The organism is Epilithonimonas xixisoli (assembly GCF_004365655.1).
GTDB lineage: Bacteria > Bacteroidota > Bacteroidia > Flavobacteriales > Weeksellaceae > Epilithonimonas > Epilithonimonas xixisoli.
Window position 1 is genome coordinate 561,232 of record NZ_SOEO01000003.1, and the last position, 21,415, is coordinate 582,646.

15 protein-coding genes and 1 tRNA gene are annotated in these 21,415 nt (G+C 35.4%); 9 read left to right on the forward strand and 7 right to left on the reverse strand.

The features are described 5' to 3' along the window. The first annotated feature begins 47 nt into the window (after positions 1-47). Positions 48-644 (forward strand): porin family protein, encoded by a 597-nt coding sequence (locus B0I22_RS14575; RefSeq protein ID WP_133946086.1) that lies wholly within the window; start codon positions 48-50, stop codon positions 642-644. A gap of 74 nt (positions 645-718) precedes the next feature. Here B0I22_RS14575 and B0I22_RS14580 read toward each other — a convergent pair whose 3' ends face one another. Both B0I22_RS14580 and B0I22_RS14585 read right to left on the reverse strand, forming a co-directional pair. Beyond that, positions 719-2,944, reverse strand: coding sequence for a zinc-dependent metalloprotease (locus tag B0I22_RS14580; protein WP_133946088.1), 2,226 nt, complete (start codon positions 2,942-2,944; stop codon positions 719-721). Positions 2,945-3,142: 198 nt separating this feature from the next. After that, entirely contained in the window at positions 3,143-9,121 is a 5,979-nt protein-coding gene (locus B0I22_RS14585) for an alpha-2-macroglobulin family protein (protein ID WP_133946090.1), read from the reverse strand. Positions 9,122-9,396: 275 nt separating this feature from the next. Between B0I22_RS14585 and B0I22_RS14590 the strand changes: the two genes are divergently transcribed. The 6 genes from B0I22_RS14590 to B0I22_RS14615 all read left to right on the forward strand — a co-directional run bounded on the left by B0I22_RS14590 (position 9,397) and on the right by B0I22_RS14615 (position 15,793). Beyond that, a complete protein-coding gene (locus B0I22_RS14590; protein ID WP_185145350.1) occupies positions 9,397-10,158 on the forward strand; it encodes a UbiA prenyltransferase family protein in 762 nt (253 codons plus the stop codon). Between the two features lie 43 nt (positions 10,159-10,201). Then, complete coding sequence (locus B0I22_RS14595) at positions 10,202-12,007, forward strand: hypothetical protein (protein WP_133946092.1); 1,806 nt, start codon at positions 10,202-10,204, stop codon at positions 12,005-12,007. A 190-nt stretch (positions 12,008-12,197) separates the two neighbouring features. Beyond that, a complete protein-coding gene (locus tag B0I22_RS14600; RefSeq protein WP_133946094.1) occupies positions 12,198-12,509 on the forward strand; it encodes a hypothetical protein in 312 nt (103 codons plus the stop codon). Beyond that, complete coding sequence (locus tag B0I22_RS14605; RefSeq protein WP_133946096.1) at positions 12,497-12,805, forward strand: type II toxin-antitoxin system RelE/ParE family toxin; 309 nt, start codon at positions 12,497-12,499, stop codon at positions 12,803-12,805. Before B0I22_RS14600 ends, B0I22_RS14605 begins: the two co-directional genes overlap by 13 nt. Then, the gene (recF, locus tag B0I22_RS14610; protein ID WP_133946098.1) at positions 12,802-13,911 is read left to right on the forward strand and encodes a DNA replication/repair protein RecF; all 1,110 of its coding nucleotides are present in this window, start codon (positions 12,802-12,804) and stop codon (positions 13,909-13,911) included. Before B0I22_RS14605 ends, recF begins: the two co-directional genes overlap by 4 nt. 154 nt (positions 13,912-14,065) lie before the next feature. After that, the gene (locus B0I22_RS14615) at positions 14,066-15,793 is read left to right on the forward strand and encodes a T9SS type A sorting domain-containing protein (RefSeq protein ID WP_133946100.1); all 1,728 of its coding nucleotides are present in this window, start codon (positions 14,066-14,068) and stop codon (positions 15,791-15,793) included. 253 nt (positions 15,794-16,046) lie between these two features. Here B0I22_RS14615 and cdd read toward each other — a convergent pair whose 3' ends face one another. Further along, positions 16,047-16,526, reverse strand: coding sequence for a cytidine deaminase (gene cdd / locus B0I22_RS14620; RefSeq protein WP_133946102.1), 480 nt, complete (start codon positions 16,524-16,526; stop codon positions 16,047-16,049). 79 nt (positions 16,527-16,605) lie between these two features. On the opposite strand from cdd, the gene B0I22_RS14625 reads away from it, so the two are divergent. After that, positions 16,606-17,133 carry a DUF922 domain-containing protein gene (locus tag B0I22_RS14625; protein WP_133946104.1) on the forward strand — a complete coding sequence of 176 codons (528 nt, stop codon included), beginning with the start codon at positions 16,606-16,608 and terminating at the stop codon, positions 17,131-17,133. Here the strand turns inward: B0I22_RS14625 and arfB are convergent. Beyond that, on the reverse strand, positions 17,123-17,515 hold the full coding sequence (gene arfB / locus B0I22_RS14630; RefSeq protein ID WP_133946105.1) for an alternative ribosome rescue aminoacyl-tRNA hydrolase ArfB: 393 nt from the start codon (positions 17,513-17,515) through the stop codon (positions 17,123-17,125). The genes B0I22_RS14625 and arfB overlap by 11 nt on opposite strands. A gap of 132 nt (positions 17,516-17,647) precedes the next feature. Beyond that, positions 17,648-18,736 carry an AMP-binding protein gene (locus B0I22_RS14635; protein WP_133946107.1) on the reverse strand — a complete coding sequence of 363 codons (1,089 nt, stop codon included), beginning with the start codon at positions 18,734-18,736 and terminating at the stop codon, positions 17,648-17,650. 100 nt (positions 18,737-18,836) lie between these two features. Here B0I22_RS14635 and B0I22_RS14640 point away from each other — a divergent pair. After that, positions 18,837-18,907 (forward strand) — tRNA-Gln (locus B0I22_RS14640). Between the two features lie 119 nt (positions 18,908-19,026). Here the strand turns inward: B0I22_RS14640 and B0I22_RS14645 are convergent. Further along, positions 19,027-19,686 (reverse strand): response regulator, encoded by a 660-nt coding sequence (locus tag B0I22_RS14645; protein WP_133946109.1) that lies wholly within the window; start codon positions 19,684-19,686, stop codon positions 19,027-19,029. 12 nt (positions 19,687-19,698) lie between these two features. Beyond that, positions 19,699-21,297 (reverse strand): tetratricopeptide repeat-containing sensor histidine kinase, encoded by a 1,599-nt coding sequence (locus B0I22_RS14650; protein ID WP_133946111.1) that lies wholly within the window; start codon positions 21,295-21,297, stop codon positions 19,699-19,701. Between the last annotated feature and the right edge of the window lie 118 nt (positions 21,298-21,415).

Consider the following 21,415-nt stretch of genomic DNA (forward strand, 5'->3'; position numbering starts at 1 on the left):
TCTTTTTTTATTTCATAATTTATATTTTTGTCATAATAAAAAATATTATGAAGAAAATTTTTGCATTAATGGGTGTTATGGCAATTTCCCTAGGATATGCACAGTCATTTGGAGTGAAAGGAGGCGTGAATGTTGCGACTATCAGCAAAGAAAAAGCTTGGGATGATACCAATGCACGAATTGGATATTACGCAGGGTTATATATGCACGCACCAGTTAATAGTGTTTTCAGCATTCAGCCAGAAATTCTTTACAATAGTGTTGGTGTAAAATATGAGAATGGGAAAGTGTCACATACTTTGGGATTGGATTATTTGTCAGTTCCTATTATGTTTCAGTTTGAGCCTATTCCAAAATTGTTTGTAGAAGCTGGACCGCAATTTTCATTTTTGGTAGGCAATAGCGATCGTAATAAAACGGACGATGTGGTGACGATAAAAAAATACAGAAACAATTCCAACTACAACAGTTTTGATTTGAGTGGAGGCGTAGGGCTTGGCTTTAGATTTAATAATATGACCATTGGAGCAAGATATGTTGTTGGTTTTACAGACATCAAGAAATCTGGATCTACAACGTGGAGCAATGATGATAAACAGCTTCGAAACAATACGTTGCAAGTAGGATTGCAATACGGATTTTAATATCAGGAATTATTCAAAAACAAAAAGACCAACTATTCAGTTGGTCTTTTTTATGGATTTTATTGTTGAATTTATTATTTAACAATAAGGTTTTTACTGGTTGTTTCTCCGTTGTTTGAGATTACAATTCTGTAAGTTCCAGTTTTCAAGCTAGAGATGTTCACTTGCGTTTTCTCATTTGGAAGTGATCCTGTAGAAATTAATTTCCCAGAAAGATCCAAAATCTGATACGTTGCATCTTTTGCCGCTTTGCTAAGAGAAATATTAACTTCACCTTTTGCAGGGTTTGGATAGATTGCAAAACCTTTGTTGAAAGCAGATTCGTTTACAGCAAGAACTTCTTTGATTTTGAAAGGAGATGAGTTAACCGCAAGATAGATGTTGTTAACTGCTTTAATCATAATTCTAGCACTTGCAACATTCACATTTGGAAGCATTACGCTTGCAGAGCCAGTATTTGGGAATTCTCCTAAAACAGTCGTGAAAGTAAGCCCAGCATCTGTAGATAATAAAATTTGAACATTTGCTGTATTGATAGGAGCTGCATTTGTCCCTGCAACATCCCAAGTGATGGTTGTAGCTTCTCCACCATTGTATTCTAAATATGCGGTATGAGAAGTTACTTTGAAAGGTCCTGCATTGGCAACATTCACAACCATTAGATCTCTTGCAGTTTGATTTCCTGTCGCTTTATTATCATTAACAATGAGTGAAAAGTTTAATACTCTTGATACACTTGGGATCACCTCCCATTTAGGTGTAAGAGTATTAGCAATGATTGAAGGTAATCTAGGGAAATATCTTTCATTAGAAACACTTGGAAAATATGATCTAAAGATAGGGCCAACTGTTCCTGTGGTTATTGGAGGTTGTACATTACTTGCAGTATCAATTTGTTCCCAAAGATAAGTTATGGAGTCTCCATCTGGGTCGGTCCCTTGTCCAGTAAGTACGAAAGCCGTACCGTTAGGAATTGTATAGTCTGGTCCTGCATCAGCTGTAGGCACAGTATTGTTATTAGGTGTTTTTACAGAACAATCAGTTGATCTACTAATAAAAATATACATTTCATTCATACTGATGGAATGAAAATACGCATCGCTTCGCGTTTGTACATTGTTTGTTGCACCACAGATCCCAGCATATGCCATAATTGTACTTCCACTACCTGGTTCAGCAGCGGTTGTATTATTTTCATTTCCACCACAACTTCTGAATGTGTGGTTTCCTCCAAATTGGTGACCAATCTCGTGTGCAACATAATCAATATTAAAAGGATCATTGATAGGAGAGTTTGTTCCAGTAGTACCTCTAGCTTTAGATCCTGTCTGACAAGGAGATCTTAATTGTGCAACACCACCTGATGCCGTACTGAAAACGTGACCAATGTCATAATTTGTACTTCCAATTAAATTATCACATACAGTTTGGTTTTCATTTAAAATTGGATAAGTTGGTGGAGGGTTATTATTGGTAAAATTATCAGAATCTATAAAAATAACCTTGTCATTATCAGGTACTATTACCATTGTAAGAGATAATGATTTTTCATAAACACCATTTACTCTAGTCATAGAAGCATTCATTGCTGCTAAAACGGCTGCTTTTTTTTGTTCAAGTGTTCCACCATTTAAATTGGCTCTATTTACATGAAAAGCAGAATACTCTATTGTACAAGCAAGAGCTAAACGATAAGTTCTCAATTGCCCATCTCTCACCAAAGGTGCTTTATTTGCAATTGTTTCAGTATGTGGCACAGCTATGTCATCATTTTCATATCCGCAATTGAATTTTTCTGGATTTACAGGTAAATTTTCTCTTTTATAAACAATAAAAGTAGAAGCATCATCTGTATAGGTATCCAAATAACTCACTTCCGAATTATCAAAATACATGATGTTGATCCCATCAAAAGGAGAAGTACTGAATCTAATTGTATTTCCAGAATTTCCTTTTTGGTAACCTACATAAGAATTGATTCCTGGATATTTCGCTGCTAATTCTTTAGACAGTGTTGGCGCATCTTTCACAATGTAATCTACCAATTTACCATCCGCAGTAGGGAATTTCAATACAAGGCTTTCATCCTGCGATTCTCTGCTAGGTGCTTTAGCTAATTCAGCTTTTAATCCTTGCACATTCAGATTATAAAGTTTGTAATCTGTAGGTGTCGTTGTTCTTTCTTTCAGAGCTTTTTTTCCAAATGTGTTTACATTTTGGACCTGATTCCAAAAGTTTTTTTGAGCGCTTAACATCATGGAAGCCATAATGCCAGTAGCCGTTAATAATTGTTTTACCATAATTAATTTATACTATTTCAATTTTCTTTTAAACCAAATTTCACATGATTTGAATATTACATTAATCGTAAATTTTTACAAAATAAATATCAAATCATCAAATTGTTATCCATAAGAATAAAAATCAGTCGTTAAAAATAAAAAAAAACAACCAAATATTTGCATTTGGTTGTCATTTTAACATTTTAAAAATTAATTTTATTCCGCAATCACAATTTTAGTTCCCTTGGTATGCGCATTCATCTGCGGCGCATAGTAGTTTTGCAAGGTTGTAATTCCATTAGAGAATTTCCCACTTGCATTCGCAACGTAATCATACTCGAAAATATATTTTCCTTTCGGCATATATTCGATGTAGAAGTTGGTGGAAGCATCTTTTGTGGATTGATAGTAACCCAAATTATTTTTCCACTCGTAACCCGAAATCACATCCAAAGGTTCAAAACCAGCTGCTCTCATATCTTTCAGGTGAATGAATTCCATATTTCTATCGGTATTCAAAATCATTCTTACCGTTACTTTATCGCCAACTTTCAAAGGAGAAGTTTCATTGATTTTAATTAATTGTTCACCGTTTTCAGTTTTCACTTTTTTGTACAATTCTTTCGTGATGGAAATATAACTTTCCGAAGATTTTATTTTATCCAAATCCTCATAATATTGCCAGAACAAACCACCTTGCACAATTCCAGGACTGTCTTTTTTAATGGAAACCGTTGCCAGATTTTTATCTAAATTATCAGAAGTAATTGCCTGTTTCACATAACCAGTCGCTTGCGTTTGTGGATTCAAAGCTTTTCCGCCCCAAGTAATTTGCGCTTTGTCGGATTCCGCAGAAGTCCAGGATTTCCCTGAATTCAGAATAGTGAAAATGACTTCCGCAGTTCCGCGCGAACTTCCCCAAGAATTCACTTCTTTTTGGGTAATGAGCCAGATTTTCATTTCTTCAATGAAAGTTTCATCCGTCGGTGTCAATTTATTAAACGCTTCCAAAGCTCCGGCGTGATTCACCGTTTTGGAAGAATACCAACCCCAATCGTTTAGGTTTTGTTTCCAGTAAACACCTTGAGTTTCCGTGTCTGTCGAAGTTTCTTTCAGATAAGTCATTAATTTTTTCGAAACTTCTTTCAAACTATAATTATTGAACAACAAAGCCAAACGATGCAATCCAAAGAAAGTAAAATCGGTAATTTTTGCGGTTTTCGCTTTTGTTATTACTAAAGATTTCAATGTCGCACCTTTATTTTTCAAAGGATATTCTTTTTCCCAATAATTTCGGGTGTCGAGATAATCAATCACGAAGTTGTTCCAAACATTATCTTTTGTCTCACTGAGCGGAGTCGAAGTGTTCCAATATTTATTCACTTCATTATCGACATAAGAAACCAGTTTCGCAACCATTTCTTTTTGCTCAGAACTTTGATAATCAGCCACATTTCCTTTCAGCCATTCATTGATTTTTCCTAAATTTTTAAGAATATACAACGAATTGTAATACGAACTCGGATAACCTGCGTACCAACTGAAACCACCATCAGGATTTTGCAATTTCTGCAATTCTGACCAATCATTTTGGATCGAATTTCGCATCGTATTCGCATCAAACAATCTCGCCAGTTTCTCCATTTGTTCGGTTTCGTTTTTCGATTCCAAAACCCACGGAGTTTCCTCTAATAACAATTGTTTCAGCTCCTGATTTTTCTCCAGATTCGAAGTCAGTAAACCTTTCGATTGATATTCATCAAAAACCGTTTTCAGTTTCGGATTGGCTTTGAAAATTTCCGAAGCCAAAACATCCGCAAACCATTTATTGAAGATGACATCCGCAGAATTGTTCGTGTCATTTTTCAAACTTGGTAACGCAAACATAATTTCCCAAATCGGATTCGTCGTCAATTCCAAAGTGTTGGAAACATTGGTCAAAGTTTTGGAATTGGAGTTTTTTAGATTTTCCAAAGTGAAAGTTTTCGTCTGTCCTTCTTTCACGAAAATCGGAAGCGCATCTGTCACCAACATTCTGTTCGGCAAAACTGCGATTGCTTTTTGTTCGCCATCAGAGAAATTTCCAGCCTTCGCAACGATTTTAATAATAATTGATGAAACATCATTTGGAACTTTCACTTTCCAATTCACCACAGAATTCCCGTTTTCCGATAATGTAAAAGCTTGTTCTTTATTAAAACCTGCAACCGCCGTCAATTGACTAATCCCGAATTTTTCAGAAATATCCTCATTCGTAAACGCATCCAAAATCTGCAATTGCGCCACACCATTCAGTTTTTGATTCACCAAACTCGATAGTTTAGATTGAAGATTCAGTTCATCACCTTCACGCAAAAATCTTGGATAATTTGGCGTGATTGAAAATTCTTTCTGCGTCACCACAGATTTTTCCAAAGTCGCAGAACGCGCATCTTTCGTATGTGCCAAAAACAACAATTTCCATTGTGTCAAAGCTTCCGGAGAAGTGAATTCAAAACTCACATTTCCATCTTTATCCGTCAAAAGATTTGGATAGAAAAACGCCGTTTCATTGAGGTTTTGACGAACTGGGATTTTGTCTAAGTCACCTTTTTCTTGAGAACTCACTTCTACATTTGAATTGACACTTGGTAAAGTTTTCAATAAACCTTCAACATCTCCAGCACGACTTCCATATATGGCATCAGCATCAGCTTTCGGAGCTTTTTTTGCCAAGGGAGCAGTGGCTCTTGAATAGCCTACTACAACAGCTTCTTCTATCGTTACTCCAGGAGCCGAACCTTGTATAGAATTTAAAAATGTTTGTCTATATATTTGTCCACTAAACCAATTAAATTGAGGAGTATTAATATTATAATTTTTTAAATACTTAAAATTTTTATTAAAACTCTCTTGATTTAAACCATTTCTCAACTCATAAGAACTCTGGAAAAACTGCGAATAAAATCCCTGCCAATTCCAGCTATTCGAAGCAAATTGGTCCAACGATTTGTCATACATACTCGCTAAAACTTCCGCATTGATTTTATCTTTGTCAACTCCAGAAACTTTCACCGTCCATTTTTCCTTTTGTCCAGGCTGAAGTTTGTCGCGGAAAGTCACCGTTTCGATTTTCAAATCATCTTTGCTGTCAGCAATTTTCAAATCAGCATTCTCAGTTTTCACATCATTAAATGCAACCAACTGAAATTGTAAATTAACTCTCGAAATAGTTTCATCTTTCGGAATCAAAGTTTCATATTCCAAAATTCCATTTTTGAAAGAATGCGTTTCCGTCACCGTTTCGCCTTTTCCATTTTGAACAAAAACATTCACCAAAGCATCCGGAACGGCGGAGTAAACAAACACTTTCGCCTTCTCACCACGCTTGAAATCTTGTTTTGGTTTAATGACTTCCAAGAATGGTTTTTGATTTTGCCCAAGCGATTTCTTATCCCAAACTTTAAAGAATTGCTCCGTTTTTATCGTGTCTTTTCCTTCGATATTATATAGTTGAAGCTTGTAAATTCCCGCTTCCAATTTCCCCAAATCTAAATTAGTTATCGGTTGTCGGTTGTTGGCTGATGGATTTTCTTTATTCTTTTCTCTTTGTTCTTCAAGTCTCTCCAAAACAACTTTTTCCACCTTCCAATTTTTCATATCATCACTCTTATCAAATCTGTCGTGAGGGAATTTTTGAACAAATTCTTCCTTAGAAAGTTTCGGCAAATCCTGAATCGTATTTTCAAACTGGCTTCTGAAAATCTGCTTCGGTTCTTCCAGTTTTTCCAGTTTTGCTTGGTAAGATTTTGCAAGAACTTGGTCGTTGTAATTTTTCGTTAAAACAGTCAGTTTTACAGCTTCATCAGAGAAAATATTGTCAACATTGTCCGCCGAAATATAATGAGAAACTGAAGCCACTTTTACATTCGTGTCCGCAGATTGTGTTTCGCCGTTGATATCAGTCACAGAAGCGTTGATGGCGTAATTATCAATCTGAATGCCTTCCAAAGTTTCATCTTTTTTAAGTTCTACTTTGATGGTAAATTCGCCTTTCTCATTGGTTTTTGCCGTTCCGAGAATTGAGTTTTCATTGTCGTTTCCACGCGGATACCACCAGAAATAACGCCAACGGATATTCTGTTTTTTGATTTCATAATTCACAGTCGAATTGCTCAGTGCAATACCGGAAAACATCATCGCTTTTCCTTTCAGCTCGATGGTTTGGCCGTATTTGTATTCATCTTTTATCGGTTCAAAAGTCACTTCAAACTTCGGACGTTTGTATTCCTCAACATTGAAATCCGTGTAACCTGAAATGTTATAAGCGGAATTATTATCATCATCAACTTCGATACTAAAATTCCCGTTCAGCTTATTTTTTGGCAAAGTAAAACTGCCGTTTACGGAACCAAATTCATTCGTTGTCAATTTCAAAGTCTGTAATTCTTCGCCGTTGGTGTCGTTCAGAGTAATGTTCAACTTCACTTTTTCCAGTGTTTTTACTTTCTGAGTTTCGCCGTTGATTACTGTTGCAATCACTTTGAAATAAACGATTTGTCCAGGTCTGTAGATTTTTCTGTCGAGGAAAATCTGTGCACTCTCCTGATTTTCAGATTTGTTTCGGTCGCCGTAATCGTAACCATAAACATTTATCATCGAAAAATTGTTTCCATTCTTCACGAGGAAGTTTCTGTAATATTCCTGATTCGCAGAATTTGGAAACTGGAAATTACCGGATTTGTCGGTTTTCACAGTGTATTTTGTAACCGCTTTTCCTCTGACATATTCAGTAACATCAAGGTTTTCATTAATGAAAGCTTTTCCGTTTTCGTTGTTGACGAGTTTCAGAATATTGCCTTTTGGATTGCTGTCGTCTTTCTTAGAAAAAATAATTTTCGAATCCGAAACAATGAAATAATAATTCCCATGAACCGAATTTTCCACCACATATTCCGCCAAATAAATTCCTGCTGGAAGTGCCTTCAGCTCCAAAGATGTTTTATGAGATTTGAAATCAGAAGACGTTGGCAAAGTAAATTCATCCTTTCTCACCAATGATTTTTTGACCTTTGAAAAAGGCGTTTTGTAAGAATCGAAAACGTGATTCAAAAAACCTTGCGAATCATCTTTCACTTCATAGATATTCAATGAAAATTGCTTCACATTTTTACCTTCCGCAACAATGTGGATTGGTTTGTTCGGTTGTGTTTCTTTCTCGTAAAACAGATTGAGTTGCGGATTTTTTATCGCATTTTCTTTGTTGAGAATATTATTAATGAACTTCGATTTTGAATAAAGTTCTTTCGCTTTGTTGACCCAAACCAAAGCAGTTTTATTATCATCTTTTTGTTGAAGAAGCTCAATCATTTCATCAATAATGAGAACTTTGTAATCGCCTTTCGAAGATTCATCGCCAACCAATTTTTCAAGTTGAGCGAATTTGTCTTTGCAATGATTCAATTCACAAGTATAATTGATTTTCTGATGTTGGAAATACAGTTTTGAATTTCCAGAATTAACCAAAATCTCCGAATCATAAAGCTCATTGATTTTCTTCGAATTGACTTTCAGCTCGTTTGGTGTGAACAGATTTTGATTTCTCAAAAACTCGATGTAATTGAAATTCGACCAATCCGAAAGCGTAGGGAAGTAATCCAAATTTTCTGTTGCTTCAAAAATTTCTTTGTATTTCTGAGTCTGAATTTTCTTCAAAACCGAATTTTCTTTCTCCAAATCTGAGTAATTCTTAGTCAAAAAATTCTTGAAATCCAGTTTGCTCCAAGTCTCAATTTGTGACAGATTTTGATTATCGATATTTGTTTTCTGGTTGATTTTCCACGAATTATTATCGTAATAATCATTGATGAATTCCAATATCAGAAGATGAAACAATTGCTTCTCATCGCCTTTCAGTTTGGTTTCCGTGCTTTGAAGTTTCGAAAAGAATTTGGAATTTTCATCATTCTGCATATCATCGTGCGTTTGCTTCAGAATGCTGAATTCCGCTTTCAGAGATTTGATGATTTGGATGGCGTTGTTGTCTTTCATCGCTTGGTTTTGAATGTCCAGAATTATCGGAAGATTACTTTTGTAAGTTCCTTTCTTGTAGTTTTCTTCCACTTTTTTCCATTGAGAATCGTAGTAATTCTGCGCCGAAAAATTGATAAAGAAAAGCATCAGCAAGAAAACTGAGACGGATTTAATGATTTTCATATTTGAACTTTTATTTTTTTTTTTTTTGAATGAATGATTCACCGTATAAAGATGCATTATTTTATCAAAGGTTGGAAAGATTAAAATCTTTTTTAAAATTTTTAATTAATTTTTGTCTGCCCCAACCCTGAAGGGAGCAAAAATCAATTAAAATTTTATCAAAATTACTCCCTTTAGGGTTGGGGAAATAATTTTGATAAAATTTTAAATAAGCTCTAACATTTTGGAAAACTTAATTTGTTAGAACAATTTTTCGGACATTTGTTAAAAGTAAAATGTCGATTTTAAATTTAGCAAAAAAATATGTGATTGACAGCCAGATTTTTGTCTCACTGATGGGAACAATGATGGCTGGATTTTTTATGCTGGAGCAAAACATATTCCGTTGGCCGAGTTTGCTGTTGATTTTCATCACGTATTTCAGCGGTTATCTTTACACGAAATATCAGAATCGAAAGAAGACGTTCATCAAAATTTTAATTTTCAATTTCATTTGTGGAATTCTAAGTTTTTGTTTGATTGTCTTTAATCACAACGAAATCAGATTGTTAAAATGGGCTGTGATTGTTGTCATTGGCTTACTTTATAATTCCTTTTTCCTTGAAAAATTCATCAGGAAAATTCCGTTACTCAAAATATTCTACGTTGGTTTGACTTGGGCTTTGATTAATGCGTGGTTGATTTTACCTGAATTTAATTGGGAGATTTTTTGGATTTCGTGGTTGTTTATCTCGGCTTTGGTTCTGCCTTTCGATATTCGCGATATGAAAAGTGATGATGTGGTGACTTTTCCCATATTAATCGGTGTTCAGAAAACAAAATATCTGGCTTATCTTTTAGTTTTTGTTTCTTGTCTTTTAAGTTTGGTATTTCTTGATAGAGAGTTCTCCTTAAGTTTTTTATTAACAACGGTTTTCACATTTATTCTGATTTATTTTTCTGAAAATGATAATAAGGGAACTTACTTTTCATTTTGGGTAGAATCTTGTAGCGGATTGCCTTTGTTGGTGATTTTGCTTTATTGGCTTGCAAATTGATAGAAGGATTTTATTAATTAATTTTTGAAATATTTGTAATCTGATGCATAAAAATATTCTTACGTTGATTTTGTTTTTATGTAGCGTTTCTTTTGTGTTTGCGCAGGAGAAAGAGAAAAAAGATTCTATCTATTATAAGATTGAAAACTACTCTGATAAACGAAAATTTACCAAATTCATCCATCGTTTCATCTTTCGTAGGGAAGCAGATTCTGTTTCTGTGAAAACCCGTACCGAGAAGGAAGCGCAAGCCTCTTACGACGGAAAGCACATCCGAAATATAAAAATCGAGACGATTGACCCTTTTGGATACAATACCAAAGAAAAAAAGGAAAAAGCAAAATGGTACGACTGGTTCACAAATCACCTCCATTCCAACACCAGAATTTCGACGGTTAATAATTATCTCCTTTTCAACAAAGGCGAAGAATACAACGCGCAAAAACTCTATGAATCCGAACGTCTTCTCCGTGAAATGCCGTTCGTCAACCGCGTGAAAATCAGTATTGCAGACAGCACTTCGACCAAAGATTCGATAGATGTCGTCGTGCAAGTTTTGGACTCTTGGAGTTTGAAACCGCGCGGAAGTTTCTCAGGAAGCAAAATCGGAATGGGCGTCACGGAAGAGAATTTTTTAGGACTTGGTCACGAAGCCAATTTCCTCTACAGAAACGATTCCAAGCAGGATCAGGATTATATGATGGGAAGTTACACGGCTTACAATTTGTTCGGTTCTTACATCAATGCGCAAGTTTTGGGCGAACGGGATTTTTGGAAAAATGAACGAATCAATGTCAACGCGAGAAGAGATTTCTTTTCGCCCTTGACGAAATGGGCTGGCGGTTTCTCCTTCGAATATTTTATGCGAAATGTCGCTTTGCCGATGGTGGACAGAAGTGCCTTGCCAGAGGTTCAAATCAAGGTTTACAGCCAGGATTTGTGGGGCGGATATCAGATTCCTGTTTCGGCAAATCCAGAAGAAAGAGTTTCCAGCAACATCGCCTTCATTGGGCGTTTTCAGAATTATCAATACAAAGATAGTCCGGGAATTGACCAGTTTGATTACTTCAAAACTTACAGCAGTTTGTTGGGTTCAGTTGGTTTTATCCAAAGGAAATTTGCGGTCGAAAAAAATATTTTCCAATACGATTTGCCCGAAGATATCTCTTACGGAAACTCATTAAGTGTGACCGCCGGCTTACTTACGAGAAGCAAAGAAGTGATGCCGTACGCTGGAATTTCTGCCGGCTATGGTGAGTTTACAAAAATCGGTTATTTCAATTTGAAAGCTCAGTTTGGACGGTTTTTCAATGAGGACAGCCAAAACAGGGAGTCTTTCCGATTGGACGGAACGTATTTTACAAATCTGATGGATTGGAAATTTGCGAAAGTCAGACATTTTTTCGCACCAACTTTAGCGCTTGGAAATCCTCAGCATAATTATTCTTACCGAGACCGAATCAATCTTTCTGCCCGAGACGAATTCCCTGTTTACAACGCCGATTACATTGGAACAAAGAAGTTGGTTTTGAGATATCAGCTTCAACTTTTTGTAAACAAGACGTGGAAGAATTTTCATTTTAGTCCATATTTGACAACTGCCGTTGGTTGGTTAGCAATGCCGAATGATAGCCTAATGAAAACCAATGCAAACACGAAAATAGGAATTGGCGTTTTGATTAATAATCCGTATTTGGTGTTCAACAGGATTCAGATTTCCTTTACTTATTATCCTCGAGTTCCCTTTGACAATAATTCTCTTTTTGATTTTAACAGCAATCGAAACAACGTTTTGCCACTGAATAGTTTTGGCGCAGATATTCCGCATTTTGTGAATTTTGGGAACTAGGTTTGTAACCACAAAAGTCACAAAAGAAGTTTTTATTACAATCTCCTTTTTTTAACTTTTGAGTAACTAAATTCTAATAGAGCTTTTGTGACTTTTGTGGTTCGACAAAATATTGCTTAAAATTTCAATTCTTTTTTGATTTAAAATTAATTCTAAATCCGTTTTTTTATCTTTACATAAATTTTGAGTGATGGAAAATATCAACGACATTAAAATAAAACTGATTCAGAAAATCTGCGAATCCCAGAATTATTATTTGTTGTCTTCACTTCTGAAAAATTTTGACAGTAAATCCGCCAACATCGTCGCAGAACCAGAATCCATCTACGAATCCGAAAGACCAATGACGGAAGAAGAAGTTGATGAATATTTTAAGGAAGAGAAAGTCGTTCTCCCAGACTATGTCCTGAAGATGATAGAACAAGGAATGGATGACGTGAAAAATGGAAGGGTTTACACAGAGGAAGAAATGGATAAAATGGATGAAGAATGGCTGAAATAAAAGTCGAATGGACCCATTTTGCAAAGAAACAAAGAGATGAGATTCTCGAATATTGGAATAATAGAAACAAAAGTAATTCTTATTCTAAAAAGTTAAATCTGGTCATCAAAGAGAAAACCAATCAATTAAAATTTCAACCATTTTCTGGAAAGAAAACTATCAATGAAACCACGAGAATGTTAGTTTTTAAAAATTATAGTTTGATTTATAATATAGAACAAGAAACCATTTCAATCATTTCATTTTGGGAAAACCATCAGAATCCTGAAGCACTCGAAAATATTTTAGGATTATGATTATCAACAAACTTTCACTTATCAATTTCAAAAGCCACTCCGAAGTTTCATTTGACTTTTCGCCACAAATCAATTGTTTCGTCGGGAACAATGGCGTCGGGAAAACCAATATTCTGGATGCGCTTCATTATCTGTCTGTTGGCAAAAGTTTCCTTGGGAATTCTGACCTCAATAATATTCTGAGTCATAAGTTAGAAGATGGAAGTCAGATGACTATGGATTTCTTCGTCATCGATTCCGAAATTCAGAATGAGGAAAAGGAAGATTTGATTAAGATTCTGATGCCAAGAGAAGCGAAAAAAGTCATTAAGAAAAACGATAAAACCTACGATAGATTGGCGGACCACATTGGCTATTTGCCGAGTGTTATGATTTCGCCGTACGATTCCAATTTGATTTCGGATTCTGGGGAAAGTCGCAGGAAGTTTTTGGATGCGATGATTTCTCAGACGGATTCTGTTTATCTTTTTGATTTGATTCAGTATCAAAAAACCATTCAGCAGAGGAATGCGTTGTTGAAGAATTTTGCTAAAAATCGATATTTTGATAAAGATTCTTTGGAAATCTATGACGACCCGATTTCAAACTTTGGAACAAGGATTTTCGAGAAAAGAAAAGAATTCGTTGAGAATCTAAATCCAATTGTCCAGCATTATTACGACATTATTTCTGGCGGAAAGGAAAAGGTTTCCGTGGTTTACGAATCTCATCTTTCTGACAACACGTTTCAAGAACTTTTAACCAGTTCAATTGACAAAGACCGAGTTTTGACCTACACTTCCAAAGGAATTCATAAAGATGATTTGGTTTTTGAAATGAATGGAAGTTCAATAAAGAAAATAGGTTCTCAAGGTCAACAAAAATCGTTTTTGGTTTCTCTGAAATTGGCTCAAATCAACCGAATCAAAGAACTGACAGGCAAATCACCAATCCTTCTTCTTGATGATATTTTTGATAAACTTGATGACACTAGAGTTTCGCAACTCATTGAATTAGTGAACAAAGAAAACTTCGGACAAATCTTTATTACAGATACGCACAAGGAACGGACAGAAAATGTTGTAAAGAGAATCCACGAAGAAAGTAAGATTTTCGAAATTTCTTAATTCACAGATATTCATTTGTAAATCATTATTTTAAACAATTCTTCAGTCTTGTAAATTTTAAAACAAGACAAATATCATATTCCAAAATCCTTTTTGGTAAGGCTTCTTGTATATTTTTGCAAAGTAATTTTTAATTATTCTAAATAAAAATATTATGAAAAAGCTTTACATTCCTATTCTTGTTTTGTCAGCAATTGTTGCCAAAGCTCAGAGTTTTGAGGAAATATCTCAACCCAATCTTCAAAATTATTTCTATTCTTCCGCCGCAGTTGCGGATGTTGATAACGACGGAATTCAGGAAATATTTTTCACAGGCGCCATAGATTCTGACGGCGATACCAATGTTGATGTAACCTCCAACAGTCTTTACAAAAATACGAATGGCGTATTTTCTTCTGTTCAGGATTTTGGTGACAACTCGGTTCATCTAAGTGCCGTGAAGTTTCTTGATTTTGATAATGACGGACTTTTGGATGTTATCACAACGGGATTGAGTTATAATGACATCGTCAATTATCAGCAATACAGATGGAAAAATACAGGTTCTGGATTTACATTAATGAACAATGCACCCGGAAAAATCTATGGTGGATTAGATGTTTTTGATTTCAATCACGATGGAAAACAGGATTATGCAATCAACGGAACTCAGTATGTAGCAGGTGTAGGTTTCACGCACGATTTGGATTTGTATCTTAATCATTCTTCGGGTTTTCAGCAAAATACAGCTTGGATGCCGGGAACTCAAAACGGAAGTTTCAAAGTCATTGATCTTAATAATGACAACGAGTTGGACTTGATTGTCAATGGTTTCAATGCAGAGATGGAAGGGACTTTTACAGTTTACGTCAATGAAAACGGAACGTTGGTGAAGAAATCTGAACTTCCTGCGGTAAGTGATAGCAAGATGTCTTTCGCAGATTTCAATGGTGATGGTTTTCAGGATTTTGTAGTTGCGGCGCAGGATGAAAATTATGATGCTTACTTGGCTGTTTTCATCAATGATGGGCAAGGAAACTTCACAGAAACTAAAATTGATGGCGAAGGTTTATCTGCGGGAAATGTGGAAGTTGGCGATTTGAACAACGATGGCTATTACGATTTCGTTGTAATAGGTGATTATGATTACGAATCTTATTCCAAAGTTTTTCTTTACAATCCGCAACTTCAGAAATTTGAAAAAGATGAAAATGCCAATCTTTACAATCTAGGAAGTCAGGGAACTTTGGCGGTTTTTGATTATGACAACGATGGGAATCTTGATGTTCTTGCTAACGGTTTCGATTGGTCTGACCCGGATTTGTTGCCTTACACGAAGCTGTTTAGAAATACGACAACGGTTACAAATCAAAAACCAAATGCACCAACAATTCTTACTGCAACCGATAATGATAACAAAATCAATTTCAGTTGGTCTGGAGCAAGCGATGACAAAACACCGGAGCTTTCTCTTCAATATGAATTGAGCGTTGGTTCGGAAGCTGGGAAATCTGATATTGCAAAATATATTGTCACCAACAAAAGCTGGTATTTGGATAAAACCAATTTGCCTTCCAAGATTTTCTGGAGCGTAAAATCTATTGATGCTTCCAAGAAATATTCTGATAAATCTCAAGAAAAAGAATTTGCAGTTTTGGGCGTTGCTGATGTGAAAAATACAATAATTTCCATCTATCCAAATCCTGTGAAAGATGTCTTGAATGTGAAATCTACAAGCAAAATCAAATCGCATAAAGTTTACAATCTCTCTGGTCAAATTGTGAATGCGAGATTGACTTCTGATTCTACGATTGATTTCTCTCGTTTGGAAAAAGGAATTTACGTTGTAGAAATCCAATTGGAAAATGGTAAAAAAACGACTCAGAAAATAATTAAAAACTAATAACCAAAGTTTTCATATCCATATCTACATTTTAAAGAAAATCCCATTCACTTGTTTGAATGGGATTTTCGATTTTATTTGTCGTGAAAAGAAATGCAAAATGTGAACATAGCCCTGATGGGAACGGCATCCTTTTTTGTTTTTTTTGATTGATCTTCGATGGGAAAAGCAAACGTTGTAAAAAACAAAAAAGATATAGTGGACAGCAGGCAGGAAATGTCCTACGATAAAACAATCGTCTTGCTCCTAAAATTTATAAAAAGCTTCCGTCAAAAGAAAAAGGCAGTAAATCTCTTACAGATTTTGTTTTGATGATTTCTCCGTCGGGTGCGGCAAAATAGATTTCTATGACTTCTTTTTGCTTGGCTTCATACTCCAAGATTGCTTGTCTGCAACCGCCACAAGGCGGGATTGGAACAGAGCTGGCGATGTCTTTTGGGCCTCCAATCACAAATATTTTTTTGATTTTTACATCGGGATAATTGGCAGAAGTCCAGAAGATTGTGGTTCTCTCGGCGCACAATCCAGATGGATAGGCGGCGTTTTCTTGGTTGCTTCCGGTGATTATTTCGCCATTTTCCAATAGAAGAGCACATCCAACGGCGAAGTTTGAATACTTGGCGTAAGCTTGCTCGCGGATGGTTTTGGCCTTTTCGAAAAGTGTTTTTTCTATATCGCTGAGTTGATTGTAATTCGGGATTACATCAAATTGTATTTTTATTTCTTTTTCCATTTTTTAAAATGAGGGGAGGTAAAAATACAAGTTTTGTGGATATAAATTAACATTTATTCAAAAAATTAATCCAACAGTTATGCTAAAACAAATTTTGATTCTCATTCCTCTGTTTTTCTTAGGATTCACCAAGGCTCAGGACAAGATTTTCTGGGACGAAAACCGCAAGTTGGAATGGATAGATTTCCAATCCAAAACTCAACCCAATACTTCCAAAACCGCTGCGACAACATTTTGCGGAATCTCTTATTTGCTGAGTAGTTCTACCAAAAAATTCACGTCCAAGCAGGTGAAAATTGAGTCGTTCTTCGTTCCGTCCAAATCTTGGGCGCATCGGGATCATCGGACAGATTTGATCTTGATGCACGAGCAAAGTCATTTTGATATTGCGGAATTGTTTGCGAGGCGATTCAGAAAAATAATCAGTGACAAAACGATGGATGCGAAAGCTTTGCAAAAATATTACACCGAGATTTATGATGATTATAAAAATTATCAGCAAGATTATGAAACGGCTACAAATCACGGCAGAATCCGGGATAAACAACTTGAATATTCTGCTAAAATAGATGCGGAAATCGAGAAGTTGTCGGATTTTAAAATTTAAATTTCCGATTCTCCTTTTTGTCCGACAATTTCTTTTTGTTGTCCAATCTTTTCTGGACTTGACCTCTTGAAGGTTTGGTTTTGAAACGTTTTTTCGGGATGAAAAGTGCTTGTTCTACCAATTCCAACATTTTCTCTGTCACGATTTTCTTGTTCGCAAGTTGCGTTCTGCTTTCCGACGATGTCATTTGAAGAAGCCCTTCGGAATTGATTCTGTTTTTTAGTTTTTCCGAGATTCTCAGTTTTTCGTCGAAGGTGAACATTGCGCTTTCCATCACGTTCCAAATCGCTGTGACAGCCGTTTCCACTTTGTTCACGTTTTGTCCGCCAGCGCCTGAGGAACGGGAAGTTTTGTAAGTTATTTCGGTAGAAAAATCTTTCATAAATTGATGATTTTGGCAATTGCCACAGATTTCCAGCGCCAATTCCATTCCAAAATCTGTGTCACCGCGCTATCCACTATTATCTTTCTGCTTGCCTAGCAAGGCAAGCAAAAAGGATAACCGTTTCTATCGCTATTGCGGACGTTTGCTTATTCTTTTCAACATTTCTTTCAGTTCCATCCGGTTCACTTTTCCGTTTGGCGTTCTTGGGATTTCTTTTACAAAAATAATCTCTTTTGGTTTATGAAAAGACTTTTCGAATTTGAGATTTGAGATTTGAGATTTGAGATTTTGTAGTTCAGAATTTGGATCATTATTTGCCAAACCTTGCAACTTGCACCTTTCATCTTCTAAAACTAAAATCAATTTTTGTCCGAGTTTTTCATCCGCAATTCCAAGAAAGATAACTTCATTTGGAATGTTTTGTTTGACTAATTTTTCTAATTCTTCAGGGAAAATCTTTGCGCCTGCGGAGTTGATGACGTTATCAATTCTTCCTAAAAATCTGAATTGATTTTCATTATTGATTTCAACCAAATCATTTGTCTGCAAAACCTCCGAATTCAATTTTGGCGCAAATATTTTCAAGCAATCTCTCTCGTCCAAAGAAATTTCAACGCCTTCAAAAACGGTGAACCAATTTTCCTGATTGGGAAAAATTTGTTTTAGAGCAATGTGAGAAAGCGTTTCGCTCATTCCGTATGTCTCGAAGATTCGAGTTGGAGAGTTTGAGAGTTTGAGAGTTTTAGAGATTTTTTGTTTTAAAGTTTCGGAAACTGATGCTCCACCTATGATTAGATTTTTTATCAAATGAAGTTTGTCCAGAGAGCTCTCAACTTGCAAAGGCGTCATCGCGCAAAAGTCAATTTCTTGATTGATATTCTCTAATTGATTTATGGAAGGTTCGACGATTTTTAGTTTTAATTTTCTAAGAATACTTCTCACAACCATCATTTTTCCGGAGATGTATTCTATCGGAAGGCAAATTAATGCAATATTTCCTTCTTTTAAACCCAGAAAATCACAAGTCATTTCCGCCGAATTCAACATTTTTGATTTTTCTACCTCAAAAATTTTTGGAATTCCAGTAGAGCCAGAACTTTGGATTTTAACCGTTTTTGAGTCCGAAAAGCATTCTTTGATGAAGTCTAAAACTTTGGTTTCAAATTCGTTAGATGGTGTTTCTTGATTGGATAAAGGTTTGTAAAGGTCGATTAACATTAGGTTGAGCGAAAATTTATTTTATAAAATTATGCAATTTTTTTTAAAAATAATTTGGAAGTTCAGAAAAAAGCTCTAAATTTGCACCACAATAAAGGACAGACCTATGGTGTAGCGGTAACACTACTGTTTTTGGTGCAGTCATCTGGGGTTCGAATCCCTGTGGGTCTACAATTGTAAACTAACAATCAACTGAAAATCAGTTGATTGTTTTTTTTGGAGTATAGTGTTAAAATTAATAGGAGATTCCAAATCTGAAATCTCCTCTAATATTTAGTAAACTCAAAAGACTAAATGATTCCAAAGTCTTTGCAAAATGCCACAAGTTGCTCGTTGCTGCTAACTTCCAAAGAAATTTTGATGTCTCTCAATCTTTTTTCGACTGAGCTCATTCCGTTGGGTTTGATGTCTAATTCTTTCAAAAGCGTGGGAATTTCTTTCACCAAAATTCCTTGCGAAATGTAAGAAATAAGAAGCGTGTCGTAGGTTGTGAACTCAAATGCATTTTTTTCTATTCCCTTCAAGTCATAAGTCAAATGTTTTTCATTATTATAAACAGCTTTTACAGCACGTTTTAGATCTTTCACGTCCTCTCTGGCTTTTCTTACATAGGCATTGATTTGCTGCTCCTGAAAGAGTTCGTCTATAATAGATTGCTTCTTGTTGACAGAGAAAACGACGACTTTTATCTCGGGCTGTATTGCTTTGATAGCGTTTATCAATTCTTTCCCATTCTTGATTTTTTGTTCTCTATGATCCTCTTCAAAGGAAAGATCGGTAATCAATAGCTCGTAGGGATTATTTTCTACGAGAGCCATTTTTACTCGGCTTAGCGCATCATCACAATAGCTTACAAAACTTGGATGCGGAACTCTAAGATCTTCCAAAGCTTTTTGTACAGATATGTTGGAACTTTCATAGTCTTCAGCGATTAAAATTTTCTTGAACATTTGTTGTTTTTTTTAGATCGGAAACGAAATATTAATTTTCAGTAACCGGTTTGTTTCGGTGTCAAAAGTAATTGTTCCGTGGATAGTATTAATACGGTTTTCCGTATTTTGAAGTCCATTTTTTTTGGAAAGTTGTTGGATGCCTATTCCATTGTCGATGTAGGCTATGTTTATGACGGATGTTTCGTCGGAAAATTTGATAAAAACTTTTTCTGCTTTGCTGTGTTTTTTCATATTGGTCATCAACTCCTGTAGAATGAGATAGATCTCGGTTTTCTGAAGGTGATTCGTTTTTTGCCAGATTTCTTCTTCGTTTCCGGTGATGAAAATTTTTATCCGCTCAGAAGCGTAAGATCTCAGCATATTAGAAAGTTGAAGGCGAAAATTCTGAGTTTCGGAAACATCAGCATTCTCATAAGATATATCCCGCGATGTTTCATAGACGTTTTCTAGATTGAATAAAAGGGCATCTCTGTCAATATTTTCGGTGTTTTCCACCTGAGACAAAATCTGATAAATCCTATTAGCAACGCGGTCGTGTACTTTTTTGGAATATTTGAGTTCCGTGTTCTTTACTCCCAAAAGTTTTTCCTGCTGATGTATTTTTTTTCTTCTGTTGAGGTAAAGATAAAGTCCGATGATGACGAGTAACGCAATAGATAAAAATACATATTGAGTGATGATGTGATTTTCCTTCTCAATACCCTCAGCTTGCGCTTTCAAAAAATCTGCTTTATTTTTTTCGGTTTCGTAGCGGACGAGTGCAAACTGATTTTTCGCTTTGCTTCTCGCGGTTTGCAGGCTGTCATTTAGTTTTTGATAAGCTTTGAAATATTGTTTTGAATGATTGGCATCTTCCAAAGAAATTAATTTTTGAAGAGCTTCTACTTGATCGTCGGGGCTTTTAATTTCTTTTGCTACGAGTAGCATTTTTCTCGCGTACACAAGAGCAGAATCCTTTTGATTTTCAATATAGTAATCCGCAAGGTGTGCATAGCTGGAATTGAGTCCCCAGTTATCTTTCTCTTTTAATCTTATTCTTAAAGCTTTCTTGAATTCTGGAACAGGATTATAATTTGGGTTTTGAAGAAATTTGTTTTCAGCAATGTTTGTGATAGTTCGAGCAAAATCTTTGTCGTTTTTCACAGAATTGTCCATTAAAATTTTTTGATAAATATTTAATGCGTTTTTATACTCTTTATTTTTTCTGTAAGCATTGGCTTTGTTATTCAAATAGACTTTTGTATCCAAAGGACTATCTGAAAAATCTATAGCTAATTTGTAGAATTCTATAGCTTGTTTGTACTCATTAATTTTGGAGCTTGTAATCCCTAAGTTATTGTAATTGGTACCCAGATAATGCTGATGAGAACTATTGCTTTTATTAAAGTATTTTATCGCATCTAGACCCGTCTCCTGACTTCCAAAATAGTCTCCTTTGTCATTTAGGATAATAGCTGCATTTATCAAACACTTACCAGCACCAAAACTGTCATTACTTTTAAGAAATGTTTCTTTTGCCTTGTAAAAATAGAAAAATGCGCTATCTAGATTTTTATTATCCCTATATTCAATTGCTTTCTCATAATACAAACTATCATTCGTGTTCATTTGCTTAATGACTGGGTCATTTTGGGAACAAGAGAGTAGGATGAGAAAGACTAAGAGTAAATTGAGTTTCAGATTCAAAGTTTTTAGTAAAATTAAAAAAAAATAAGCGAAACTGCTG

What these genes read in the sequence shown, in the direction of transcription:
- B0I22_RS14625 (WP_133946104.1), top strand. Translation starts at nt 16,606, where the DNA reads ATGCTAAAACAAATTTTGATTCTCATTCCTCTGTTTTTCTTAGGATTC.
- B0I22_RS14585 (WP_133946090.1), bottom strand. Translation starts at nt 9,121, where the DNA reads ATGAAAATCATTAAATCCGTCTCAGTTTTCTTGCTGATGCTTTTCTTT.
- B0I22_RS14650 (WP_133946111.1), bottom strand. Translation starts at nt 21,297, where the DNA reads ATGAACACGAATGATAGTTTGTATTATGAGAAAGCAATTGAATATAGG.
- B0I22_RS14575 (WP_133946086.1), top strand. Translation starts at nt 48, where the DNA reads ATGAAGAAAATTTTTGCATTAATGGGTGTTATGGCAATTTCCCTAGGA.
- B0I22_RS14600 (WP_133946094.1), top strand. Translation starts at nt 12,198, where the DNA reads ATGGAAAATATCAACGACATTAAAATAAAACTGATTCAGAAAATCTGC.
- B0I22_RS14605 (WP_133946096.1), top strand. Translation starts at nt 12,497, where the DNA reads ATGGCTGAAATAAAAGTCGAATGGACCCATTTTGCAAAGAAACAAAGA.
- B0I22_RS14595 (WP_133946092.1), top strand. Translation starts at nt 10,202, where the DNA reads ATGCATAAAAATATTCTTACGTTGATTTTGTTTTTATGTAGCGTTTCT.
- B0I22_RS14615 (WP_133946100.1), top strand. Translation starts at nt 14,066, where the DNA reads ATGAAAAAGCTTTACATTCCTATTCTTGTTTTGTCAGCAATTGTTGCC.
- recF (WP_133946098.1), top strand. Translation starts at nt 12,802, where the DNA reads ATGATTATCAACAAACTTTCACTTATCAATTTCAAAAGCCACTCCGAA.
- B0I22_RS14635 (WP_133946107.1), bottom strand. Translation starts at nt 18,736, where the DNA reads ATGTTAATCGACCTTTACAAACCTTTATCCAATCAAGAAACACCATCT.
- B0I22_RS14590 (WP_185145350.1), top strand. Translation starts at nt 9,397, where the DNA reads ATGTCGATTTTAAATTTAGCAAAAAAATATGTGATTGACAGCCAGATT.
- arfB (WP_133946105.1), bottom strand. Translation starts at nt 17,515, where the DNA reads ATGAAAGATTTTTCTACCGAAATAACTTACAAAACTTCCCGTTCCTCA.
- B0I22_RS14580 (WP_133946088.1), bottom strand. Translation starts at nt 2,944, where the DNA reads ATGGTAAAACAATTATTAACGGCTACTGGCATTATGGCTTCCATGATG.
- cdd (WP_133946102.1), bottom strand. Translation starts at nt 16,526, where the DNA reads ATGGAAAAAGAAATAAAAATACAATTTGATGTAATCCCGAATTACAAT.
- B0I22_RS14645 (WP_133946109.1), bottom strand. Translation starts at nt 19,686, where the DNA reads ATGTTCAAGAAAATTTTAATCGCTGAAGACTATGAAAGTTCCAACATA.